This window comes from Variovorax sp. E3 (genome assembly GCF_016082275.1).
Lineage (GTDB): Bacteria > Pseudomonadota > Gammaproteobacteria > Burkholderiales > Burkholderiaceae_C > Variovorax.
Genome location: NZ_MOWM01000001.1, coordinates 63,192 through 86,374 on the forward strand (window position 1 = coordinate 63,192; position 23,183 = coordinate 86,374).

Below are 23,183 nucleotides of genomic sequence, written 5' to 3' on the forward strand. Positions count from 1 at the left end.
CGGCCTCGGGTTCCGGGTGCGCCAGGCCCGCGGCTCCGCCGGAATCTCGAGCACCGTGGTCAGGGTGGGAACGAACCGGGGCGGCGTGCGCAGCGTGCTGGCCATGTCAGGAACTCTTTGCGAAGTCGTGCGGCTGGATGGTGTAGCCGCGGTCGGCGTAGTGGCGCCAGCGCGAGCGGCCGACCTGGCGGTCGTTGCCCTCGTCGCTCACGATGTCGATGAGGCGCTCGTAGCGCTCGAAGCCCGCGGGCACTTCGAGCCCGAGGTTCACCAGCATCTCGCGGTGCGGCAGCGAGGCCGCGTCGGCCCCGTCCGAAGAAAGAATGACGGGCGAGCGAGCGACCACATGGGCCGGTGCGTCGCCACGGCAATGCGCGACGAAGTCGACCGGCGACAGTTGCCAGAGCGCGGCGTCCACCACGTCGAGCGCACGCGCATCGCCCACCACCACCACGCGCAGGCCGCGCGTGTTGACGGCCTTGCGAACCAGCCGGCAGGCGTAGTTCAGCTTGTCGGGCGCGTTGTAGTGAAAACCGATTTCCGTCACTTGGCGGACCGGGCCTTTCGAGCCGGGGATGCGGGCGTCTTGGGGGATGCCTTGGGCGTTGGGGCCTTGTCGGCCGCGCCCACCTTTTCGCCGCCCGCGCGGCTCAAGAGGTACGAAACGAGCAGCCCCACCGGGCGACCCGTCGAGCCCTTGGCCGCCCCGCTCTTCCAGGCCGTGCCCGCGATGTCGAGGTGGGCCCAGGCGAAGTCGCCGGTGAAGCGCTGCAGGAACTTGGCCGCGGTGATGGCACCGCCGGCACGGCCCGCGATGTTGGCCACGTCGGCGAAGTTGCTCTTGAGGCCTTCCGCATAGTCGTCATCGAGCGGCAGGCGCCAGCAGCGATCTTGCGACGTTTCGCCGGCGGCCTGCAACGCAGCGGCCAGTGTTTCGTCGCTGGAGAACAGCCCGCTGCGCACGCCGCCGAGCGCCACCACGCAGGCGCCCGTCAGCGTGGCGATGTCGATCACGGCGGCGGGGTCGAAGCGCTTGGCATAGGTGAGCGCATCGCACAGGATCAGGCGGCCTTCGGCGTCGGTGTTGAGCACCTCGATGGTCTGCCCGCTCATGCTCGTGACCACGTCGCCGGGCTTGACCGAGCGGCCGTCGTTCATGTTCTCGCACGAGGGGATCAGGCCGACGACGTTGATGTTCGGCTGGATGTCGCCCAGCGCGCGGAAGGTGCCGAGCACGCTGGCCGCGCCGCACATATCAAACTTCATCTCGTCCATTTCGGCCGCCGGCTTGAGCGAAACGCCGCCGGTGTCGAAGGTGATGCCCTTGCCGACCAGCACCACGGGCGCCTGGTCCTTGGGCCCGCCCTGGTAGCGCAGCACGATGAAGCGCAGCGGCTCGGCCGAGCCCTGCGCCACGGCCATGAACGAGCCCATGCCGAGCTTCTCGACTTCCTTCGGGCCCAGCACTTCGCACTTGATCTTCGGCAGCTTGGCCAGCGCTTGGCGGCCTCGCCCAGCAGCGTGGGCGTGGCGTGGTTGGCGGGGCGGTTGCCCCACTCCTTGGCCAGCTCGATGCCCTGGACGGTGCCGCGGGCATCGTTGAACGCAGCCGTCACGCCGGCCGCATCGGGCACGCCGACGGTCAGGTGGCGGATACTGCGCGGCTCCACCTTCGACTTGGTGGTCGTGTAGACATAGCTGGCGTCAGCCGCCGCCGTGACGGCGCAAGCCACCGCGGCGCCGTCGGCGGGCTGCGCGAACACCACGACCACCCGCTTCGGCCCCTGAGCCTTGGCCGCGCCGACCGCCGCGGTCACGCCGCTGCGCACCGACGCGGGCTTGCCGTCGCCGATGGCCGCGAGCACCACGCGGGACGCCACGACGTCGTCCGGGCGGTACAGCGAGAGCAGTTTTCCAGCCTTGTCGGGCAGGTCGCCGGCCTTGCGGGCACTGGCCGCCAGCACGGAAAGCGGGTCTTGGTGGTGAGCGGGGCGCTGCCGACGAGCACGATCAGGACATCGGATTTCTCGGCTGCGGCCTGGGCGACGGTGAGGGTCTTGAGTTGAAAGTCCATAATCCTTTTTTTCCTCGAACGATGTTATTCCATTCTTCCCTACGCAAGGAGCTGTCCCGCAGCTTCGGAGCGACCCTCGTGGTTCTGGTCACCATCGTGATGACCATGATGCTCATCCGTACCCTCGGGCTCGCGTCCAAGGGCAGTGTGAACCCGCAGGAGGTGTTCCTGGTGATGGCCTACACGGTGCTCGGCTACATGCCGACCATCCTGAGCCTGAGCCTGTTCATCGCCATCGTCGGCACGCTCTCGCGCATGTACCGCGACAGCGAAATGGTCATCTGGTTTTCCAGTGGCCGCGGTCTCATGGACTTCGTGAAGCCCCTGTTCCGCTTCGCCTGGCCGGTGCTGATCCTGATCGCCGTCATGGCGCTGGTGGGTTGGCCCTGGGCCAACTCGCAGACCATCGGCATGCGCAAGCAGTACGAGCAGCGCAGCGACATCGAGCGCGTGGCGCCCGGTGAGTTCCGCGAATCGGCCGGCCGCGTGCGGGTGTTCTTCATCGACAAGGAGACGCCGGACAACTCCAAGGCCACCAACGTCTTCATCTGGTCGATCGAGCGCAACATGCAGATCACCACCTCGGCGCGCAGCGGCAGCATCGAGAACATCGGCGATTCGCGCTACCTGCTGCTGAACAACGGCCAGCGGCTGGAGCAGCCGATGGCCAACACCGGCCTGAAGATCAGCGAATTCAAGACCTACGGCACCCGCGCCGGCGGCGGCTCCGGCCTCGTGGACGACGCCACGCCGTCCCGCGCCCGCACCACGCTGTCGCTGCTGGGCGACCCGAGCGACGTGAGCCGGGGCGAGCTGGCCTGGCGCATCGGCATGCTGCTGACCGCCGTCAACTTCGTGCTGCTGGCGCTGAACGTGTCCAGCGCCAACCCCCGCGTCGGGCGCAGCGGCAACCTGCTGCTGGCCCTGTTCGCCTTCGTCGTCTACTACAACATGCTGAACCTGGGCCAGAGCTGGATCAGCTCGGGCCGCTTCGGCATGGGCGGCTTCATGGTGGCGCTGCACGGGGGCGTGCTGCTCATCAACCTGGCGTGGCTCAGCGCGCGCCAGAACAACTGGGGGCGCGGCGCCAAGCGCAGCCGCGCCGTGACGCCGATGCCAACGCCAAAGATCGAACCCACCACGTGAAAACGATAAGACGCCTGATCTACGCGGAGGTGCTGAAGTCCGTCGCGTTCGTGACGCTCGGCTTCCTGAGCCTCTTTTTCTTCTTCGACTTCGTCGACGAGCTGCAGTCCATCGGCAAGCCCGACAGCCTCAACTACGGGCCGCTGCAGGCGCTGATCTATGTCGCGCTGCTGATCCCGAGCCACCTGTACGAGCTGCTGCCGATCACGGTGCTGATCGGCGCCATCTTCGTGATGGCGCGGCTGGCGCAAAGCTCCGAATACACCATCCTGCGCACCAGCGGCCTGGGGCCCTGGCGCGCGCTGCGCACCCTGCTGCTGCTGGGCATCGGCTTCGTGGTGCTGACCTTCGCCATCGGCGACTACGTGGCGCCGAATTCGGAGCGCACGGGCCAGCTGCTCAAGGCGCGCTACCAGGGCACCTACTCGCTGGCGGGCAACACCGGCGCATGGCTCAAGGAAAAGCGCGGCGACGTCTCCTACGCCGTCAACGTGCTGGCCATCGACCGCAAGGGCGCACTGAAGAACCCGCGCATCTTCGAGTTCGACGACAAGGGCTACATCAGCATGCAGGTCACCGCGGACTCGGCGACCATCGGCAGCGACGGCCACTGGATCCTCACCGACGTGAACGAGCAGAAGTACGACACGCGCAGCTCGGCCGAACAGGCCCACATCGTCAGCACCCAGCTCCCGCAAATGAACTGGCCGACCTCGCTGACCAGCGAGATGGTCTCGGTCGCGCTGCTGCGGCCCGACCGCATGAGCACGATCGACCTGTTCGACTACATCCGCCACCTGGACGCCAACGGCCAGACCGCGCAGCGCTACGAAATCGAGTTCTGGCGCAAGGTGTTCTACCCGCTGTCGTGCCTGGTGATGGTGGTGCTCGCCCTGCCCTTCGCCTACCTGCACTTCCGCCAGGCGGGCATCACGACCTACGTGTTCGGCGGCGTGATGATCGGCATCAGCTTCTTCCTGCTGAACAACGTGTTCGGCTACCTCGGCAACCTGAGCAACTGGTCGCCGTGGCTCACGGCGGCGGCGCCGGGACTGATCTATTCGGTGATGTCGTTGACGGCCTTCAGCTGGCTGGTCTTGCGACGATGACCACGCCCCTCGGCAAGAAGCAGGCGCAGGGCATCATCCTGCTGGCGCACGGCTCGCGCGACGCGCGCTGGCGCGAGCCCATCGAGGCCGTGGCCACGCGCGTGATCGGGCGCGCGCCCGACGCGCTCGTGACCTGCGCCTACATGGAGCTGGCCACGCCCGACCTGCCGACCGCGACAGCAGCGCTGATCACCGCAGGCGCCACCGCCATCCGCGTGGTGCCGCTGTTCCTGGGCATGGGCAAGCACGCCCGCGAAGACCTGCCGCAGCAGCTCGAAGCGCTGCGCCAGCGCTGGCCCGCCACCGACATCTCGCTCGCCCGCATCGTGGGCGAAGAGCCCGAACTGGTCGACCTGCTGGCCAAAATTGCCATCAAAACCTGAAGTTCCGGCCATTTCGATAGATTCCGAAGGCATAATGAATTCCGCAATAAGACGGAATTTGATATGAATCTGCATCAGTTCAAGTTTGTTCAGGAAGCCGTGCGGCGCAACCTGAACCTCACCGAGGCGGCCAAGGCGCTGCATACCTCGCAGCCCGGTGTCTCCAAGGCCATCATCGAGCTCGAGGAAGAACTGGGCGTTGAAATCTTCGCGCGCCACGGCAAGCGCCTCAAGCGCGTCACAGAGCCGGGCCAGCACGTCATCGCCAGCATCGAGCTGATCATGCGCGAGGTGGGCAACCTGAAGCGCATCGGCGAACAGTTCAGCGCCCAGGACAGCGGCACCCTCTCGATTGCCACCACCCACACGCAGGCGCGCTACGTGCTGCCCGTGCCCGTGGCCAACCTGCGCGAGGCCTACCCCAAGGTCAACGTGAGCCTGCACCAGGCTCGCCCGACCAGGTGGCGCGCATGGTGATCGACGAAATCGCCGAAATCGGCATTGCCACCGAATCGCTCGACGGTTATGCCGAGCTCGTGACCCTGCCCTGCTACGAATGGCAGCACGTGCTGGTGCTGCCCAAGGACCATCCGCTGGCGGCCAAGGAGCGCATTTCGCTCGAAGACCTGGCGCTCGAGCCGATCATCACGTACCACCCGTCTTTCACCGGCCGCACGCGCATCGACCACGCCTTCGCGCAGAAGAAGCTCACGCCGCGCATCGCGCTCGAAGCCATCGACTCCGACGTGATCAAGACCTACGTGCGCCTGGGCCTTGGCGTGGGCATCGTGGCCGAAATGGCCGTGCGCGACGAGTCGAACGCCGACCTCGTGGTGCGCCCCATGGGCCATGTGTTCGGCCAGAATATCGCCCGCGTCGCCTTCAAGCGCAGCGCCTATCTGCGCAACTTCGTCTTCAAGTTCGCCGAGCTGCTGAGCGACCGCCTCGACCGCAACCTGATCGCCAAGGCCTTGAGCGGCCATCAACAAGACTACGAGCTGTAATAGAACCTCCCCCAGTCTTCGCGCACTTCGTGTCGCTTCGCCAACCCCCTCCGGGGGCAACACCAGCGGCCCGGCAAAGCCGGTTCCGCGGTGTTCCTGGAAGGGACCGACGACAGACGATGGGCTGGCGCAGGAACAACTGAAACCACGAACATCATGAGCACGTCCCCACGCACGCCCGACGTCGCACCAAGCTGCCCTCCGTCGGCACCACCATCTTCACCGTCATGTCGACGCTGGCCGCCGAGAAGAACGCGGTCAACCTGGGCCAGGGTTTTCCGGATTTCAACTGCGATCCGAAGCTGCTCGAAGACGTGACGGCGGCCATGGCCGCGGGCCACAACCAGTACCCGCCGATGCCGGGCATTGCGGCGCTGCGCGATGCCATCGCCGCCAAGATCTCGGCGCTGTACGGCCACGACTACAGCGCGGCCACGGAAATCACCGTGACCGCCGGCGCCACGCAAGCCATCATCACGGCCATCCTCGCCGTGGTGCGCGCGGGTGACGAAGTGATCGTGCTGGAGCCCTGCTACGACAGCTACGTGCCCAACATCGAACTGGCCGGCGGCAGCGTGGTGCGCGTGCCGCTCACCCCGGGCACCTTCCGTCCCGACTTCGACAAGATCGCCGCCGCACTCACGCCGCGCACGCGCGCCATCATCATCAACACGCCGCACAACCCGAGCGCCACCGTCTGGACCGAGGCCGAGATGCGCAAGCTCGAGGAGCTGCTCGCCCCCACCGACGTGTTCGTGATCAGCGACGAGGTCTACGAGCACATGGTGTTCGACGCCGCGCGCCATGAAAGCGTGGCGCGCTTCCCCGGCCTGGCGGCGCGCAGCTTCATCGTCAGCAGCTTCGGCAAGACCTACCACGTCACCGGCTGGAAGGTCGGCTTCGTGGCCGCGCCGGCGCCGCTGATGGCCGAGTTCCGCAAGGTGCACCAATTCAACGTGTTCACCGTGAACACGCCGATGCAGCACGCGCTCGCGCGCTACATGGCCGAGCCCAAGCCGTACCTCGAACTGCCGGCCTTCTACCAGCGCAAGCGCGACCTGTTCGCCGCCGGCCTGGCCGAGAAGACGCGCTTCAAGCTGCTGCGCAGCGAGGGCAGCTACTTCCAGTGCGTCGACATCTCGGCGGTGAGCGACCTGTCGGAAGCCGACTTCTGCCTCTGGCTCACGCGCGAGATCGGCGTGGCGGCGATCCCGCTGTCGGCCTTCTACGGCAACGGTTTCGACCAGCGCGTGGTGCGCTTCTGCTTCGCCAAGAAAGACGAGACGCTGCTCGCCGCGCTGGAGCGGCTCGCGCGCCTCTGACAGGCCCAGCGCGCCTGCCTGCGGGCCGGCCGGCAAAGCGCCGACGCCCGCGGTAGGACTTTGGCTGACCGCCGAAGGGGCGGCTATCCGGCGATGCGCGCGACCGGGCGGGGTGAGCATGAAAGCTCATCACAACAACGCCCTGGAGAAAACATGTCGCTCTCGTTCATTCTGCTGATCATTCTGATCCTGATACTGATCGGCGCGCTGCCGAGCTGGGGCTACAGCCGCTCCTGGGGCTACGGTCCCAGCGGCGGTGTGGGCCTGATCGTGCTGATCGTCGTGATCCTGGTGCTCATGGGACGCATATAGACGCAGCCAGCCCCTGAAAAACAAAGCCCGCGACTGCGGGCTTTGTTTTGTCTGTCGCACGCCCGGGTCAGGCCTGCAACTGCGCCCAGGCCTTGTCCAGCCGCTTCACGCTCACCGGCTGCGGCGTGCGCAGCTCCTGCGCGAAGAAGCTCACGCGCAACTCCTCCAGCAGCCAGCGGAATTCGAGCATGCGCTCGTCCACCACGCCCTTGCGTTCGGCCACCAGGCGCCAGTAGCGCTGGTCCTGCGGCTTGAGTTCGGTCAGCTTGGCGGCGTCGCGCGCGGGGTCGGCGCGAAGCTTGTCGAGCCGCAGCACGATGGCCTTGAGGTAGCGCGCAAAGTGCTGCAGCTGCGTCCACGGCGCATCGGCGATGAAGCGCTTGCCGACCAGGCGCTGCAGCTGCTGCGCGGCGTCCTGCACGGCATCGGGCTGGATCTTGGTGTCCTTGATCTTGCGCGCGGCGGCCGCGTACTCCACGAGGATGATCGACGCGAGCCGGGCCACTTCATTGGCGATCAACGTGAGCCGACCGCGCCCCTCTTCCAGCCGCTTCTTGAACGCGAACTCGTCGGTGGGCAAGGGCTCCTGCAGGAACGCGCGGTCGATCGCCACGTCGATGATCTGCGTGCGCAGCTCTTCCGACGTGCCGAGCGGCATGTAGGCCACCGACATCTTCTGCAGGTCGGGGATGTTCTTCTCGAGGTACTTGAGCGCGTCTTTCAGCTGCAGCGCGAACAGGCGGCGCAGGCCGGCGCGGTGCTTGGCGGCGGCCACGGCGGGCTCGTCGAACACCTCGATGGTCACGGCGTCGCCCTCGTCGCGCAGCGCCGGAAAGCCGATCAGCGATTGCGAGCCGCGCCGCACTTCCATCAGCTCGGGCAACTCGCCGAAGCTCCAGGCCGTGTAGCGCTGGCCGGCGGGCAATGCGGCGGGCGCAGGCGTGTTCGCCGCCGCTTTTGCGGGCGTCTTCGCGCCGTCTTGCGTGGCCGCCGCCTTCTTCTCGGGCGACGCCTTCACGTTCAGCCCCGCCAGCGCCTGGAACGCGCCGCGCGCTTGCGCACCAAGTTCGGCCTTCAGCGCCCCCAGGTTGCGCCCCATGCCCAGCTGCCGGCCGTGCTCGTCGATCACGCGCAGGTTCATGAACAGGTGCGGCGGCAGCATGTCGAGCTTGAAGTCGGCGCGCTTGACGTCGATGCTGGTCATGTCGCGCACGCGCTTGAGCAGCACGTCGGTCAGCGAACCCGCGCCGAACAGCTCGGGCACCGACAGCGCCTCGGCCAGCTTGGAGGCCGACTCCGGCAGCGGCACCAGCCGCGAGCGCGGGCGCTGCGGCAGGCTCTTGAGCAGCGCCTGGATCTTGTCCTTGAGCATGCCGGTCACGAGCCATTCGCAACGCTCTTCGCTCACCTGGTTGAGCACGAACAGCGGCACGCTGACGGTGAGCCCGTCTTTCGCGTCGCCGGGTTCGTGCAGGTAGGTCGCGGCGCAGTCGACGCCGCCCAGCCGCAGCGTCGGCGGGAACGACTGCGTGGTGATGCCGGCAGCCTGATGGCGCATCAGCTCGTCGCGCGTCAGGAACAGCAGGCGCGGCTGATCCTTCGACGTGTGGCGGTACCAGTTCTCGAAGGTGATGCCGCTGGCCACGTCGGCGGGCAGTTGCGCGTCGTAGAAGGCGAAGATCAGCTCGTCGTCGACCAGCACGTCCTGCCGGCGCGACTTGTGCTCCAGCCCCTCGACCTCGCGCACCAGCTTGCGGTTGGCCGTGAGAAACGGGAACTTGCTCTCCCATTGCCCGCCGACCAGCGCTTCGCGGATGAAGATTTCGCGCGCCGCCACCGGGTCGACCTTGGTGAAGTCGACGCGCCGCCCGCTGTACACCACCAGGCCGTACAGCGTCGCGCGCTCCAGCGCCGAAACCTGCGCGCCTTTCTTCTCCCAGTGCGGGTCGAGCAACTGCTTCTTCAGCAGATGCCCCGCCACCTGCTCCAGCCACTGCGGCTCGATGTTGGCCACGCCGCGCCCGAAGAGCCGCGTGGTCTCGACCAGTTCGGCGGCCACGATCCAGCGGCCCGGCTTCTTCTTCAGGTGCGCGCCCGGGTGCTTGTAGAACTTGATGCCGCGCGCGCCGAGATAGGCCTCGTCGTCTTCGAGCTTCCAGCCCACGTTGCCCAGCAGGCCCGCAAGCATCGACAGGTGCAGCGGCTCGTAGCCCGCGGGCTCGGCGTTGATGCGCCACTTGTGCTCGGTCACGACCGTGAGCAGCTGCGAATGGATGTCGCGCCACTCGCGCACGCGGCGGATGTTGATGAAGTTCTGGCGCAGCAACTGCTCGTACTGCCGGTTGCTGAGCTTGTGGGTGTCGCCGTGGCCGCCGCGCGCGTCGGCGATCCACTTCCACAGCCGCAGGTAGCCGCTGAACTCGCTCTTCTCGTCGTCGAATTTCGAATGGGCCTGGTCGGCCTGCTGCTGCGCTTCCATCGGGCGGTCGCGCACGTCCTGCACGCTGAGCGCGGACGCGATGATCAGCACTTCTTCGAGCGCGCCGCGCGCGCGGGCTTCCAGGATCATCCGGCCCACGCGCGGGTCGAGCGGCAGCCGCGAGAGTTCGGCGCCGGTGTGCGTGAGCTCGTTGGCGTCGTCGACCGCGCCGAGCTCGTTCAGCAGCTGGTAGCCGTCTGCAATCGCGCGCGGCGACGGCGCTTCCAGGAACGGAAACTGCGCTACGTCGCCCAGGCGCAGCGACTTCATCCGCAAGATCACGCCCGCCAGCGACGAGCGCAGGATCTCGGGGTCGGTGAAGCGCGGACGGCCTTCGAAGTCTTTTTCGTCGTACAGCCGGATGCAGATGCCGTTCGCCACACGGCCGCAACGGCCCGCGCGCTGGTTGGCCGCGGCCTGGCTGATCGGCTCGACCAGCAGTTGCTCGACCTTGCTGCGGAAGCTGTAGCGCTTGACGCGCGCCGTGCCGGTGTCGATCACGTAGCGGATGCCCGGCACGGTGAGCGAGGTCTCGGCCACGTTGGTGGCCAGCACGATGCGCCGCCCGTTGTGGCTCTCGAAGATGCGGTCCTGCTCGGGGCCCGACAGCCGCGCGAACAGCGGCAGCACCTCGGCGCTGCGAAACAGCGGCTGGTGGCTGACGTGGCGGCGCAGGTGGTCGGCGGCCTCGCGGATCTCGCGCTCGCCGGGCAAGAAGATCAGGATGTCGCCCGCGTGGTGCGGGTCGCGCCAGAGCTCGTCGACCGCGTCGGCGATGGCGTCGTTCAGGTCGTGCTCGCGCGACTCTTCGAAGGGCCGGTAGCGCTGCTCCACCGGGAAGGTGCGGCCCGACACCATGATGGTCGGCGCCGGCCCTTGGCCGAGGCGAAGTGCTGCGCGAAGCGGTCGGCGTCGATGGTGGCCGAGGTGACGATCACCTTCAGGTCGGGCCGGCGCGGCAAGATCTCGCGCAGGTAGCCCAGCAGGAAGTCGATGTTCAGCGAGCGCTCGTGCGCCTCGTCGATGATGAGCGTGTCGTAGGCCTTCAGCAGCGGGTCGGTCTGCGTCTCGGCCAGCAGAATGCCGTCGGTCATCAGCTTGACCGAGGCGTCGCGGCTCAGCCGGTCCTGGAAGCGCACCTTGAAGCCGACCACGTCGCCCAGCGGCGTCTTCAGCTCTTCGGCGATGCGCTTGGCCACCGAGCTGGCGGCAATGCGGCGCGGCTGCGTGTGGCCGATGAGACGGCCCTTGCCCGGCTCGGCATTGAGCTTGCCGCGCCCCAGCGCGAGCGCGATCTTGGGCAACTGCGTGGTCTTGCCCGAACCCGTTTCGCCGCACACGATCACGACCTGGTGCGCCGAGATGGCGGCCATGATCTCGTCGCGCCTGCCGGAAACAGGGAGCGACTCGGGGAATTCGATTCGAAGCGGTGCGGAGGGGGTCGTGGTCGTCAAGGGAAGGCAGTCGTCGGGCTGGCGCGGCGGGCAAACCGTCGATTATCGGTGCGCGCGGCGTTTGTTGCAGTGCGCCCACAGTGCGCCACGGGATGGCGATGCGCGGCGTAAATAGTCTTTACTCTACCGCAGGCCGCCGCTACGATCGCGTCCATGTCCTGCCTTGCCCCCACCTCCTTGCGCCGTCGCTGCGCAAGCCGTGCGCCCACCGCGCATGGACGGGTCAAGTTGCCTCGCCCGGCCTGAAGCCGCGCCCCGCGCGCTTCAGACACAGAAGCGCCGCAACCGCCCCCACAGCGCCCCACCGCCGACTCCTTCGCGTGAAGGAGCGGCCGCTTTTCCGTACCTGTTCGATCAAGAAGAAAAACACCATGTCCAAAGACATCCACATCCACTCCAACCTGCATGTCCAGCTGTCCGAGCGCACGCGCCAGCTGCAGACCGTTGCCGAAGCCCTGAAGACCGAGCTCTTCGGCATCGACGACATCATCGATCGCGTGATCGATTCGCTGCGCGCCTGGTATGTGCTGCCGCAGCTCATCAGCCGCCCCGTCATCGTCTGCCTCTGGGGCCTCACCGGCACCGGCAAGACGCAGCTGGTGCGCCGCCTGGCCCAGCACCTGGGCTTCTACGACCGCTTCATCGAAGTGCAGATGGACGGCTTCAGCCACGGCTCGGGCTACCACAGCCGCGGCTCGATCTCGGCCATGCTGGCCGCCTCGGGCATTGCCGAAGGCACGCCGGGCATCCTGGTGCTGGACGAGTTCCAGCGCTTTCGCACGGTCGACGGCAACGGGCACGACGCCAAGGTCGAGCGCTACCAGGACGTGTGGGCGCTGCTGTCCGACGGCCGCCTGCCGCCCGCGCTGTCGATGCTGCGCGAAATCGAGTCGTCGCTCGCGCAAGCCGAGTACGAACAAGACCGCGACGGCCCCGCCGACAAGAAGAAAGACGGCCACAAGAAGCGCAAGCTGCACCTGACGCCCTGGGAGGCCCGCGAGGTCAAGCGCTGCCTGAAGCTGCCCGACACCCTGCTGCAGATCATGGCGTGGAAGCCCTCGCAGGTGCATGCGCGCCTGCGCGACTTCCGCGACTCGCAGCAGAGCTGGGAAACCGACTACAGCAAGCTGCTGGTGTTCGTTTCGGGCAACCTGGACGAGATGTACGCCGAGACCGCGCGCCGCGTGGAAGACTGCGACACCGACGCCGACATCTTCCATGCGCTGACGAAGAAGCTCTCGGTCATCGACGTGAAGAAGGCGCTGGCCGAGCGCTTCCGCCCCGAGCAGATCGCGCGCCTGGGCAACAACCACGTGATCTACCCCTCGTTCAACCGCGCGACCTACGTGCGCCTGATCCTGTCGATCTGCGACCGCTACGTGGCCGAGATCCAGGAAAGCTCCGGCGTGCGCTTCGTGCTCGACGCGAGCGTGTACGAGCAGATCTACGCCAACGCCGTGTTCCCGGCGCAGGGCACGCGCCCGCTGTTCTCGTCGATCCACGCGATCCTGAGCGCCACGCTGGTCAACGCCGCACTGTGGGCGCTGGAGCAAGGCGCCAACGGCAGCGAGCCGGTGTGGCTCACGCTGGACGCGGGTGCCTCCTGCATCCAGGCCAGGTACCGCAAGGCGCGCCGCCAATTTCCGGTTTCGCTGGAACTGAACCGCCTCAAGCAGCGCTCGAGCGAGGACTTCCGCGCCCTGCTCGCCGTGCACGAGGCGGGCCACGGCGTGGTCTACGGGCTGCTGTTCGGCCGCGCGCCGCAGGAGATCAAGATCAACGTGGCCTCGTTCGAGGGCGGCTACAACAGCTACGAGCAGCGCAAGGCCTGGTCCAAGGAGAACCTGCGCGACCGCATCTGCGTGAGCCTGGCGGGCCGCGCCGCCGAGCAGCTGGTGTTCGGCGAGCAGGCCTGCACCTCGGGCGCCACGCAGGACGTCATGCAGGCCACGGCCCAGGCGGCGCAGTACGTGCGCCACTTCGCCTTCGGCACGCGCCTGAGCCGCACCGACGTCTCGACCGAGGCGAACGAGCACGTCAACACCGACGTGGCCGCGACCGACCCCGAGATCGAGGCCCTGCTGGCGCAGGAGCTGGCCCGCGCGCTCGCGCTGCTCGGCACGCACACGCCGGCGCTGATGGCGGTGGTCGACGCGCTGATGCGCGACGGCTCGATCGCGCCGGCCGAACTGGCCGCCATGCTCGACCTGCCGGACCCGGCAACGACCGGCGCGGGCGCATCGACCGACGCCTATTCGGCGCTGCTGGCGGGCTTTCGCGCCCGCCATGCCGACCTGCAGCTTCCGGCGCCCGCCAAGGGCGCCGGGGCGGCCATTCCCGCCAGCGCGGCCCGCGTGCTGCGCGCCATCGCCTGACATTTTCCGAGTCAGGCAAACGACGTCTCATGAATGCACAATCACGCCCCATGTCCACCGTCTTCAATTTCACCTTCGTGCCCTGGTTCCGCTCGGTCGCGCCCTACATTCACACGCATCGCGGTAAGACTTTCGTGGTCGGGCTGGCGGGTGAGGCGATCGCGGCGGGCAAGCTGCAGAACATCGCGCAAGACCTGGCGCTGATCCAGAGCATGGGCGTCAAGATCGTGCTGGTGCACGGCTTCCGTCCGCAGGTCAACGAGCAGCTCGCGGCCAAGGGCCATGAGGCGAAGTACTCGCACGGCATCCGCATCACCGACGAGGTGGCGCTGGACTCCGCGCAAGAGGCCGCCGGCCAGTTGCGCTACGAGATCGAGGCCGCCTTCAGCCAGGGCCTGCCGAACACGCCGATGGCCGGCTCGACGGTGCGCATGATCTCGGGCAACTTCATCACCGCGCGCCCCGTGGGCGTGGTCGACGGGGTGGACTTCAAGCACTCGGGCCTGGTGCGCAAGGTGGACGCGGCGGGCATTCGCCGCACCTTGGACTTCGGCGCGATGGTGCTCATGTCGCCCTTCGGCTTCTCGCCGACCGGCGAGGCCTTCAACCTGACGATGGAAGAGGTGGCCACCAGCGTCGCCATCTCGCTGCAGGCCGACAAGCTGATCTTCCTGACGGAAATTCCGGGCATCCGCATGGACAGCGAGCTGCCCGAAAGCGAAGACAACCCGATCGACACCGAGCTGCCGCTGGACGCCGCCGAAAAGCTGCTCGCCTCGCTGCCGCCGCCGCAGAAGCCGACCGACACGGCCTTCTACCTGCAGCACTGCGTGAAGGCCTGCAAGGCCGGCGTGGAGCGCAACCACATCCTGCCGTTCGCGCTCGACGGCTCGCTGCTGCTCGAGGTGTACGTGCACGACGGCGTCGGCACCATGGTGATCGACGAAAAACTCGAGAGCCTGCGCGAAGCCACGGTGGACGACATCGGCGGCATCCTGCAGCTGATCGAACCCTTCGAGCGCGACGGCACGCTGGTCAAGCGCGACCGCAACGAGATCGAGCGCGACGTGGGCCACTACACGGTAATCGAGCACGACGGCGTGATCTTCGGCTGCGCGGCGCTGTACCCCTACCCCGAGGAACGCACCGCCGAGATGGCCGCGCTCACGGTGTCGCCGCACACGCAGTCGCAAGGCGACGGCGAACGCATCCTCAAGCGCATCGAGCACCGCGCCAAGGCCATGGGCCTGGACAGCATCTTCGTGCTTACCACGCGCACCATGCACTGGTTCCTCAAGCGGGGCTTCCAGCAGGTCAACCCCGACTGGCTGCCCGAAGCCCGCAAGCGCAAGTACAACTGGGACCGCAAGAGCCAGGTGCTGGTCAAGAAGATCTGACCGGCCGCTGAAAGCACAACGCCACGAAGGAGACCGCAGCCATGACACTCGCCACCGCCCTGCTCTTCGCCATCGTGGCCTTCGCGGCCATCGCCACGCCCGGGCCCACGGTGCTGCTGGCGCTGAGCAACGGCTCGCGCCACGGCGTGCGCCGCGCGCTGCCGGGCATGCTCGGCGCGGTGCTGTCGGACTTCGTGCTGGTGGGCGCCGTGGCGCTCGGCCTGGGCGCGCTGCTGGCGGCGTCGGAGTTCTGGTTCTCGATGCTCAAGTGGGTCGGCGCCGCGTACCTTGCGTGGCTGGGGCTGCGCATGCTGCGCTCCAAGGGCGGCTTCCACCTGCCGGCCGCCGATGCCGCGCCTTCCGTCGACGCGGGCGAGCGCCGGCGCATCTTCTTCAAGTCCTTCCTGGTGGCGGTGACCAACCCCAAGGGCTACATCTTCTGCTCGGCGCTGCTGCCGCAGTTCATCGACCCGACGGCTGCGCAGGCGCCGCAGTACCTCGTCATTGCGCTGATCTTCGCGGCGCTCGACATGTCGGTGATGCTGGCCTACGCCTTCGTCGGTGCCCGCGCGATCCGGCTGCTGACCGTGTCGGCCACGCGCTGGATCGACCGCGCCTGCGGCGGCATGCTGCTGGCGCTGGCGGGTTCGCTGGCCTTCTACCGACGCAGCGCCACCTGAGTCATCAAGCCGCCGCGTTCAGGCGGCGAGCAGGTCGACCACGATCCGGCCCTGGGCCCGGCCCGACTCGACGATTTCGTGGGCCGACGTGGCCTCGTCGAGCGTGAAGCGGCGCGCATCCATCAGCGGCACGAGCTGGCCCGCTTCCACCAGCCGTGTCGCGGCCTCCAGGATCTCGCCGTGGTGCGCGCGGCCACGGCCCGTGAGCATCGGCAGCAGCGTGAACACGCCCGAATAGGTGGCGGCGCGAAACGACAGCGGCGCCAGCTTGTGCGTGCCCCAGCCGAGGCAGCTGACCACATGGCCGCCGTAGTGGCGCGCAGCGGCGAACGAGCGTCGAGCACCGCGCCGCCGACCGTGTCGTAGACCACGTCGAAGCCTTCGCCCCCCGTGTGCCGCGCAACGTAGTCGTCGACCGATGTCGCCGTGTAGTCGATCGGCGTCGCGCCGAAACGGCGGATAGTTTGCGCATGCGCCGGCGCGCCGGTCGCGAACACCTCGGCGCCCAGCGCACGCGCCAGCTGCACCGCCATGTGCCCGACGCCGCCCGCGCCGCCATGCACCAGCACCGATTGCCCGCGCTGCGTCTTCGCCCGGTCCACCAGCCCTTCGTAGGCCGTGATGAACACCAGCGGCAAGCCCGCGGCCTCGCGCATGCTCAGGTTGTGCGGCTTCAGCGCGAGCAGGTCGGCATCGACCGCCGCGTATTCCGCCAGCGTGCCCTGCAACCCGCCGATGCCGCCGGCCAGGCCGTAGACCTCGTCGCCGCGCTTGAACCTCGCCACGCCGGGGCCGACCGCCTCGACCACGCCCGCCAGGTCCATGCCGAGCACCGAAGGCAGCGGCTGCCGCGCGTGCGCCGCCTGTCCGGCGCGGACCTTGGTGTCGAGCGGGTTGACGCCGCTGGCGTGGATGCGCACCAGCACCTCGCCCTGGGCCGGCACGGGCCGGGCGAGTTCGGTGACCCGCAAGGGCTGGCCGATGGCGTCGACGACGGCGGCGCGCATGAGGGATGAGGAGCTGGTCATTGCGAAATTCCTTGAAGTTGTGTGATCGATGGAGCGATTGTTCGATCTACACAACTGCAAGTAAATTGACAGAACTGCAGTCGTATCATTCAAAAATGAATGAATCGCCCGCCGCCTCCATGGAATGGAGCGACATCAAGGTCTTTCTCGCCATCGCCCGCACCGGCACACTCATGGCCGCCGCCCGGCAGACCGGCCAGTCGCAGCCGACCATGGGCCGGCGGCTCAAGGCGCTCGAGGCCAGCCTGTCGCTCACGCTGTTCCAGCGCACCAGCGACGGCTTTGTGCTCACGGCCGAGGGCGAATCGGTGCTCGGCCATGCCGAGCGCATGGAAGAACAGGCGCTGGCCTTCCAGCGCGAACTCGAGGGCCGCGAGCAGCGGCTCGAAGGCGCGCTGCGCGTGTCGTCGTCCGACTGGTTCGGCGTGTACGTGCTGTCGCCGATGCTGGCGGGTTTTCTCAGGCAGCACCCGGGCGTGAGCATCGAGCTGCTGACCGATGCGCGCCTCTTGAACCTCGCACGGCGCGAGGCCGACCTGGTGTTTCGCATCCAGCCCTTCGACGAGCCCTACATCCTCCAGCGCAAGCTGATGCACATGGACTACGCGCTGTACGCGGCCGCCGGCCAGCCGCACCCGGTGGCGGGCGACGGCGAAGGCTGCGCGCTGGTCACGCTCGACGTCGCCTACCGCGACTTCCCCGACGCCGTGTGGCTGCGCCGCATGCTGCCCAAGGCCCGCACCGCCTTCGGCAGCAACAACCGCGAGGCCCAGGCGCGGCTGTGCGCCGCCGGCATCGGCCTGGCCGTGCTGCCCGTGGCGCTGGGCGGCCAGACGCCGGGCATCGAGCGTGTCGAGCTGGGCGAGCCGCCGCCCGGACGCGACGTGTGGCTGGGCTACCACCAGGACCTGCGGCGCCTGGCCCGGCTGCGCGCGCTGGTCGACCGCACCATCGAGTCCCTGGCGTCATGAGGCCGCCACCCCGTCGCCGATAATCCCGGGCATGAATCCCTTGCTCTCCAGGTTGCAGCCCTATCCCTTCGAGCGGCTGAAGCAACTGTTCGCGGGCGTCACGCCCAACCCTGAATTTCCCGCCATCAGCCTGGGCATCGGCGAACCCAAGCACGCGACGCCGGCGTTCATCAAGGAAGCCCTGAGCGCCAGCCTCGGCGCGCTGGCCGCCTACCCGGCCACCGCCGGCGACCTGAAGCTGCGCACCGCCTTCACCGACTGGCTGCAAACGCGCTACAGCCTGGCGCTCGACCCCGCCACGCAGGTGCTGCCGGTCAACGGCTCGCGCGAAGCGCTGTTCTCGCTGGCGCAGACCGTGATCGACGCCACCGTGTCGCCGCAGCCGGTGGTGATTTCGCCCAACCCGTTCTATCAAATCTACGAGGGCGCGGCCCTGCTCTCGGGCGCCGAGCCGTACTACGTGCCGAGCGTGCCCGCGCGCAATTTCGCGGTCGACTGGGACAGCGTGCCGGAAGCCATCTGGGCCCGCACGCAGCTGGTGTTCGTCTGCTCGCCGGGCAACCCGACCGGCGCCGTGATGTCGCTGGACGAGTGGCAAAAGCTCTTTGCCCTGTCGGACCGCCATGGCTTCGTGATCGCGGCCGACGAGTGCTACAGCGAGATCTACTTCCGCGACGAGCCCCCCCTGAGCGGCCTGGAAGCCTCGGTGAAGCTCGGCCGCCCCGACTTCAGGAACCTGATCGCGCTGACCTCGCTTTCCAAGCGCAGCAACGTGCCCGGCCTGCGCAGCGGCTTCGTGGCCGGCGACGCGGCCATCATCAAGAAGTTTCTGCTCTACCGCACCTACCACGGCAGCGCCATGAGCGGCACCGTGGGCGCGGCCAGCATCGCGGCCTGGGGCGACGAGACCCACGTGGTCGAGAACCGCGCCAAGTACCGCGCCAAGTTCGCGGCCGTCACGCCGCTGCTGGAGCCCGTGCTCGACGTGCGCCTGCCCGACGCCAGTTTCTACCTCTGGGCCGGCGTGCCCGAAGTGTGGGCTGGCGACGACGAAGCCTTCGCCCGCGCGCTCTACGCTCAATACAATGTCACGGTTCTGCCGGGGAGCTATCTGGCGCGTGACACGGGCCACAGCGCCAACCCCGGCCGGGGCCGCATCCGCATGGCGCTGGTGGCCGAAACCACCGAGTGCGTCGAGGCCGCCGAACGCATCGTCCGCTTCTGCAACGACAACGCGCAAGGCCGCCGCTGACCCGCGCCCCTGCTCCCATTTTTCACACGAGACCTTCTCCATGACCCAGCAACTGCAACAAATCATCGACGCCGCGTGGGACGACCGCGCCAACATCTCGCCTTCCGCCTCGTCGCCTGAAGTGCGCGATGCCGTCGAGCACGTCATCACCGAACTCAACAACGGCAAGCTGCGCGTCGCCACCCGCGAAGGCGTGGGCCAGTGGACCGTGCACCAGTGGATCAAGAAGGCCGTGCTGCTGTCGTTCCGCCTGAAGGACAACGAGCAGATGCAAGCCGGCTCGCTGGGCTTCTACGACAAGGTGCCGACCAAGTTCTCGCACCTGTCGGCCGCCGAGCTGAAGGAATCGGGCGTGCGCATCGTGCCGCCGGCCGTGGCCCGCCGCGGCAGCTTCATCGCCAAGGGCGCGATCCTGATGCCCTCGTACGTGAACATCGGCGCCTACGTGGGCGAAGGCACCATGGTCGACACCTGGGCCACCGTGGGTTCGTGCGCGCAGATCGGCGCCAACGTGCACCTGTCGGGCGGCGTCGGCATCGGCGGCGTGCTCGAGCCGCTGCAGGCCGGCCCCACCATCATCGAAGACAACTGCTTCATCGGCGCCCGCTCGGAAGTGGTCGAAGGCGTGGTGGTCGAAGAAAACTCGGTGCTGTCGATGGGCGTGTTCATCGGCCAGAGCACCCCCATCTACGACCGCGCCACCGGCGAAACGCATTTCGGCCGCGTGCCCGCGGGTTCGGTCGTGGTGGCCGGCAGCCTGCCCAAGGACAACGGCCGCTACAGCATGTACGCCGCCATCATCGTGAAGAAGGTCGACGCCAAGACGCGCTCGACCACCTCGCTGAACGACCTGCTGCGCGACTGATCGCCCCTCTCGCCAGAGAGCCGATCCTTTTCCCCTGAGAGAACAACAGCACCCGAGGAGAGAGACCGATGAACATGATGGAGCGAATTCTTCGTTTGATGGCCGAGCGCAAGCCTCCGACATCTACCTCTCGGCCCACTCCCCGGTGCTGATCCGCATCAACGGCAACTGCGTGCCCATCAACGCGCAGGTGCTGCCGGCCGCCGCGCCGCTGACCCTGCTGAGCGAGGTGGTGCCCGCCGCCCGCGTGCAGGAGCTGGAGACCACGGGCGAGCTCAACATGGCGCTGGCCCTCGAGGGCGCCGGCAACTACCGCATCAGCGCCATGCGCCAGCGCGGCACCTACGCGGTGGTGGTGCGCTACATCAGCCCCACCATCCCGAGCTTTGCCGACCTGAACCTGCCCGACATCCTGAAGACGCTCATCATGGAAAAGCGCGGGCTGATCCTGATGGTGGGCGCCACCGGCGCGGGCAAGACCACCACGCTGGCCTCGATGCTGGACTACCGCAACGAGAACGCCAGCGGCCACATCATCACGGTCGAAGAGCCGATCGAGTTCACGTTCACCAACAAGAAGTCGCTGGTGAACCAGCGCGACGTGGGCAGCGACACCGCGTCGCTGCAGGTGGCGCTGAAGAACGCGCTGCGCCAGGCGCCCGACGTGATCCAGATCGGCGAAATCCGCGACCGCGAGACCATGACGGCCGCCATTTCCTACGCGCAGTCGGGCCACCTGTGCGTGGCCACGCTGCACGCCAACAACAGCTACCGCGCGCTGAACCGCATCCTGAGCTTCTACCCGGTCGAGGTGCGCTCCACCCTGCTGGGCGACCTGGGCGGCGCGCTGCGCGCCATCGTGTCGCAGCGCCTGCTGCGCACGCCGGCCGCGCCCGCGTGCCTGCGCTGGAGGTCTTGCTCAACACCGCGCTGGTGGCCGAGCTGATCGAGAAGGGCGACTTCTCGGGCGTCAAGGAGGCCATGGAAAAGTCGATGGCCGACGGCTCGCAGACCTTCGAGGAAGACATTGCCCGCCTCGTGACCGAGGAGCGCGTGAGCCGCGAAGAAGGCCTGGCCCAGGCCGACTCGCCCACCAACCTGATGTGGCGCCTGCAGAACCGCGCCGCGCCCAAGCAGCATGTCGACGATCGCTCCCTGACGGACCAGATCGACGAACAACCCACCTTTACCGACATCACGCTAGACGTGAAGTTCTGAACCAGCCTCCCCGGCCTTTCCCCCGATGTCCCGTACGCTCCAGCTCGCCGAACAACTCATCTCGCGCCCCTCCGTCACCCCGGACGACGCGGGCTGCCAACAGATCCTGGGCGAGCGGCTGGCGCAACTGGGCTTCACGCTGGAAACCATCGAGAGCGGCCCGGCCGACTTTCGCGTGACCAACCTGTGGGCGGTGCGCCGGCCCGCGAACACCAAGCCCACCAAGACGCTGGTCTTCGCCGGTCACACCGACGTGGTGCCCACCGGCCCCGTCGAGCAATGGACCAGCCACCCGTTCACGCCCACCCACCGCGACGGCAAGCTCTACGGCCGCGGCGCCTGCGACATGAAGACCTCGGTGGCCGCGTTCGTGACCTCCATCGAAGACTTTCTGCAGGCCGTGCCCGAGCCCCGGCTCACGCTCGCGCTGCTGCTCACCAGCGATGAAGAAGGCCCCGGCGTCGACGGCACCGTGGTCGTGTGCAACACGCTGGCCGCGCGCGGCGAGGTCATCGACTACTGCATCGTCGGCGAGCCTACGGCGGTGGAGCGCTGCGGCGACATGATCAAGAACGGCCGCCGCGGCACCATGAGCGGCAAGCTCACGGTCAAGGGCGTGCAGGGCCACATCGCCTACCCGCACCTGGCCAAAAACCCGGTGCACGCGGTGGCGCCCGCGCTGGCCGAGCTGGTGGCCCTGAACGCCGCCGGCGGCTGGGACGCCGCGAGCAACCCCTACTTCCAGCCGACCAGCTGGCAGATCAGCAATTTCCACTCGGGCACGGGCGCGAGCAACGTGATTCCGGGCAGCGCGGTGATCGACTTCAACTTCCGCTTCTCGACCGAATCGACGCCCGAATCGCTGCAGCAGCGCGTGCACGCCGTGCTCGACGCCCACAACGTCGAGTACACGCTGGCCTGGACCATCGGCGGCCTGCCCTTCCTGACCACGCCGGGCGAGCTCGTCACGGCCGTGCAGGGCGCCATCCGCGACGAGACCGGCATCGAGACCGAGCTGTCGACCAGCGGCGGCACCAGCGACGCGCGCTTCATCGCCAAGATCTGCAAGCAGGTGGTCGAGCTGGGCCCGGTGAACGCCAGCATCCACAAGATCGACGAGCACATCGACGTGGCCGAGATCGAGACGCTGAAGAACATCTACGTGCGCACCCTGAAGCAGCTCGACGCTGCCCTGTCGGCATGAGCACCGTCATCGAGCTCATCGAGTCGGGCGCCAAGCGGCTTGACGAAGCCGGCGTGGCCTTCGGCCATGGCACCGTCAACGCCTTCGACGAAGCCGCGTGGCTGGTGCTGTGGCGCCTGAAGCTGCCGCTGGACGACATCGACGCCGTGGCCGACACCCCCGTGTCGCCCGCCGACGCCGCCAAGGTGGCCGCTCTGGTCGACGAGCGCATTGCCGGCCGCAAGCCCGCCGCCTACCTCACGAAGGAAGCCTGGCTGCAGGGCGTGCCCTTCTACATCGACGAGCGCGCCATCGTGCCGCGCAGCTTCATCGCCGAGCTGATCGCCGACGGCAGCATCGACTACTGGCTGGGCGAGCACACCCGGCGCGTGCTCGACCTGTGCACCGGCAACGGCAGCCTGGCGGTGCTCGCGGCGCTGACCTACCCGGACGTGAGCGTGGACGCGGCCGACCTGTCGGTGCCGGCGCTCGAAGTGGCGGCCATCAACGTCACCCGCCACCAGCTGGACGCGCGCGTCACACTGATCGAATCCGACGGCCTGAAGAACGTGCCCGGCCCCTACGACCTTGTGCTGTGCAACCCGCCCTACGTGAACAGCGCGAGCATGGCCGCCCTGCCCGCCGAGTACCGCGCCGAGCCCGAGCTGGCGCTGGCCGGCGGCGCCGACGGCATGGACTTCGTGCGCCAGCTGTTCGCCGATGCGCCCTCGCGCATGAGCGAGCAGGCGGTGCTGGTGCTGGAAATCGGCAACGAACGCGACTATTTCGAGGCGGCCTTTCCGCAGCTCGAGGTGGTCTGGCTCGAAACCTCGGCCGGCGAAGACCAGGTGCTGCTCGTGACCCGTGCGGCCCTGGCGTCGCTCACGCCGCCATGAGGGCCGGTGCCGGCGTGCGTTAGCGACGCTCGCCC

The 23,183-nt window shown here is 67.9% G+C and carries 16 protein-coding genes and 4 pseudogenes; 15 read left to right on the forward strand and 5 right to left on the reverse strand.

Going from position 1 to position 23,183, the window contains the following annotated elements; genetic code table 11:
• Positions 1–106 precede the first annotated feature (106 nt).
• The gene (locus BMG07_RS00325; protein WP_198082688.1) at positions 107–547 is read right to left on the reverse strand and encodes a DNA polymerase III subunit chi; all 441 of its coding nucleotides are present in this window, start codon (positions 545–547) and stop codon (positions 107–109) included.
• A pseudogene (locus BMG07_RS00330) lies at positions 544–2,074 on the reverse strand (leucyl aminopeptidase). The gene BMG07_RS00325 and the pseudogene BMG07_RS00330 overlap by 4 nt, the downstream one beginning before the upstream one ends.
• A 21-nt stretch (positions 2,075–2,095) precedes the next feature.
• On the opposite strand from BMG07_RS00330, the gene lptF reads away from it, so the two are divergent.
• The 6 genes and pseudogenes from lptF (at position 2,096) to BMG07_RS00360 (ending at position 7,350) form a co-directional block, all read left to right on the forward strand.
• Entirely contained in the window at positions 2,096–3,220 is a 1,125-nt protein-coding gene (lptF, locus tag BMG07_RS00335) for an LPS export ABC transporter permease LptF (protein WP_198082689.1), read from the forward strand.
• Positions 3,217–4,329, forward strand: a complete 1,113-nt coding sequence (gene lptG / locus BMG07_RS00340) for an LPS export ABC transporter permease LptG (protein ID WP_198082690.1) — start codon at positions 3,217–3,219, stop codon at positions 4,327–4,329. The genes lptF and lptG overlap by 4 nt, the downstream gene beginning before the upstream one ends.
• Positions 4,326–4,712 (forward strand): sirohydrochlorin chelatase, encoded by a 387-nt coding sequence (locus BMG07_RS00345; protein WP_198082691.1) that lies wholly within the window; start codon positions 4,326–4,328, stop codon positions 4,710–4,712. The genes lptG and BMG07_RS00345 overlap by 4 nt, the downstream gene beginning before the upstream one ends.
• A gap of 63 nt (positions 4,713–4,775) precedes the next feature.
• Positions 4,776–5,716: pseudogene (locus tag BMG07_RS00350) on the forward strand (CysB family HTH-type transcriptional regulator).
• A gap of 227 nt (positions 5,717–5,943) precedes the next feature.
• Positions 5,944–7,038 (forward strand): pyridoxal phosphate-dependent aminotransferase, encoded by a 1,095-nt coding sequence (locus tag BMG07_RS00355; RefSeq protein ID WP_269758481.1) that lies wholly within the window; start codon positions 5,944–5,946, stop codon positions 7,036–7,038.
• 153 nt (positions 7,039–7,191) lie between these two features.
• Positions 7,192–7,350 carry a DUF3309 family protein gene (locus BMG07_RS00360; protein ID WP_198082692.1) on the forward strand — a complete coding sequence of 53 codons (159 nt, stop codon included), beginning with the start codon at positions 7,192–7,194 and terminating at the stop codon, positions 7,348–7,350.
• Between the two features lie 67 nt (positions 7,351–7,417).
• Here BMG07_RS00360 and hrpA read toward each other — a convergent pair whose 3' ends face one another.
• Complete coding sequence (gene hrpA, locus BMG07_RS00365) at positions 7,418–10,687, reverse strand: ATP-dependent RNA helicase HrpA (protein WP_374221208.1); 3,270 nt, start codon at positions 10,685–10,687, stop codon at positions 7,418–7,420.
• Positions 10,615–11,283 (reverse strand): DEAD/DEAH box helicase, encoded by a 669-nt coding sequence (locus BMG07_RS44565; RefSeq protein ID WP_374221209.1) that lies wholly within the window; start codon positions 11,281–11,283, stop codon positions 10,615–10,617. Before BMG07_RS44565 ends, hrpA begins: the two co-directional genes overlap by 73 nt.
• A gap of 371 nt (positions 11,284–11,654) precedes the next feature.
• On the opposite strand from BMG07_RS44565, the gene BMG07_RS00370 reads away from it, so the two are divergent.
• The 3 genes from BMG07_RS00370 to BMG07_RS00380 are packed head-to-tail and all read left to right on the forward strand — an operon-like array spanning position 11,655 to position 15,735.
• Positions 11,655–13,658, forward strand: coding sequence for an AAA family ATPase (locus BMG07_RS00370; protein ID WP_198082693.1), 2,004 nt, complete (start codon positions 11,655–11,657; stop codon positions 13,656–13,658).
• Positions 13,659–13,708: 50 nt separating this feature from the next.
• Entirely contained in the window at positions 13,709–15,055 is a 1,347-nt protein-coding gene (argA, locus tag BMG07_RS00375; protein WP_198082694.1) for an amino-acid N-acetyltransferase, read from the forward strand.
• Positions 15,056–15,096: 41 nt separating this feature from the next.
• Positions 15,097–15,735 (forward strand): LysE family translocator, encoded by a 639-nt coding sequence (locus tag BMG07_RS00380; RefSeq protein WP_198082695.1) that lies wholly within the window; start codon positions 15,097–15,099, stop codon positions 15,733–15,735.
• Between the two features lie 18 nt (positions 15,736–15,753).
• Here the strand turns inward: BMG07_RS00380 and BMG07_RS00385 are convergent.
• A pseudogene (locus tag BMG07_RS00385) lies at positions 15,754–16,763 on the reverse strand (zinc-dependent alcohol dehydrogenase family protein).
• Positions 16,764–16,858: 95 nt separating this feature from the next.
• On the opposite strand from BMG07_RS00385, the gene BMG07_RS00390 reads away from it, so the two are divergent.
• From BMG07_RS00390 to prmB, 6 genes and pseudogenes are all read left to right on the forward strand, one after another.
• A complete protein-coding gene (locus BMG07_RS00390) occupies positions 16,859–17,734 on the forward strand; it encodes a LysR family transcriptional regulator (protein WP_198082696.1) in 876 nt (291 codons plus the stop codon).
• 31 nt (positions 17,735–17,765) lie between these two features.
• Positions 17,766–18,986, forward strand: coding sequence for a succinyldiaminopimelate transaminase (gene dapC, locus BMG07_RS00395; RefSeq protein WP_198082697.1), 1,221 nt, complete (start codon positions 17,766–17,768; stop codon positions 18,984–18,986).
• Positions 18,987–19,026: 40 nt separating this feature from the next.
• Positions 19,027–19,851 carry a 2,3,4,5-tetrahydropyridine-2,6-dicarboxylate N-succinyltransferase gene (gene dapD / locus BMG07_RS00400; RefSeq protein ID WP_198082698.1) on the forward strand — a complete coding sequence of 275 codons (825 nt, stop codon included), beginning with the start codon at positions 19,027–19,029 and terminating at the stop codon, positions 19,849–19,851.
• Positions 19,852–19,919: 68 nt separating this feature from the next.
• Positions 19,920–21,069 (forward strand): annotated as a pseudogene (locus BMG07_RS00405) (PilT/PilU family type 4a pilus ATPase).
• 25 nt (positions 21,070–21,094) lie between these two features.
• Positions 21,095–22,273, forward strand: coding sequence for a succinyl-diaminopimelate desuccinylase (gene dapE, locus BMG07_RS00410; protein WP_198082699.1), 1,179 nt, complete (start codon positions 21,095–21,097; stop codon positions 22,271–22,273).
• Positions 22,270–23,148, forward strand: a complete 879-nt coding sequence (gene prmB, locus BMG07_RS00415) for a 50S ribosomal protein L3 N(5)-glutamine methyltransferase (protein ID WP_198082700.1) — start codon at positions 22,270–22,272, stop codon at positions 23,146–23,148. Before dapE ends, prmB begins: the two co-directional genes overlap by 4 nt.
• The last annotated feature ends 35 nt before the right edge of the window (positions 23,149–23,183 follow it).

Excerpts from the sequence above, each read along its gene's own strand:
- lptF (WP_198082689.1), top strand. The coding sequence starts at position 2,096 with ATGTTATTCCATTCTTCCCTACGCAAGGAGCTGTCCCGCAGCTTCGGA.
- BMG07_RS00345 (WP_198082691.1), top strand. The coding sequence starts at position 4,326 with ATGACCACGCCCCTCGGCAAGAAGCAGGCGCAGGGCATCATCCTGCTG.
- BMG07_RS00355 (WP_269758481.1), top strand. The coding sequence starts at position 5,944 with ATGTCGACGCTGGCCGCCGAGAAGAACGCGGTCAACCTGGGCCAGGGT.
- BMG07_RS00360 (WP_198082692.1), top strand. The coding sequence starts at position 7,192 with ATGTCGCTCTCGTTCATTCTGCTGATCATTCTGATCCTGATACTGATC.
- hrpA (WP_374221208.1), bottom strand. The coding sequence starts at position 10,687 with ATGGTGTCGGGCCGCACCTTCCCGGTGGAGCAGCGCTACCGGCCCTTC.
- BMG07_RS00370 (WP_198082693.1), top strand. The coding sequence starts at position 11,655 with ATGTCCAAAGACATCCACATCCACTCCAACCTGCATGTCCAGCTGTCC.
- argA (WP_198082694.1), top strand. The coding sequence starts at position 13,709 with ATGTCCACCGTCTTCAATTTCACCTTCGTGCCCTGGTTCCGCTCGGTC.
- BMG07_RS00380 (WP_198082695.1), top strand. The coding sequence starts at position 15,097 with ATGACACTCGCCACCGCCCTGCTCTTCGCCATCGTGGCCTTCGCGGCC.
- BMG07_RS00390 (WP_198082696.1), top strand. The coding sequence starts at position 16,859 with ATGAATGAATCGCCCGCCGCCTCCATGGAATGGAGCGACATCAAGGTC.
- dapC (WP_198082697.1), top strand. The coding sequence starts at position 17,766 with ATGAATCCCTTGCTCTCCAGGTTGCAGCCCTATCCCTTCGAGCGGCTG.
- dapD (WP_198082698.1), top strand. The coding sequence starts at position 19,027 with ATGACCCAGCAACTGCAACAAATCATCGACGCCGCGTGGGACGACCGC.
- dapE (WP_198082699.1), top strand. The coding sequence starts at position 21,095 with ATGTCCCGTACGCTCCAGCTCGCCGAACAACTCATCTCGCGCCCCTCC.
- prmB (WP_198082700.1), top strand. The coding sequence starts at position 22,270 with ATGAGCACCGTCATCGAGCTCATCGAGTCGGGCGCCAAGCGGCTTGAC.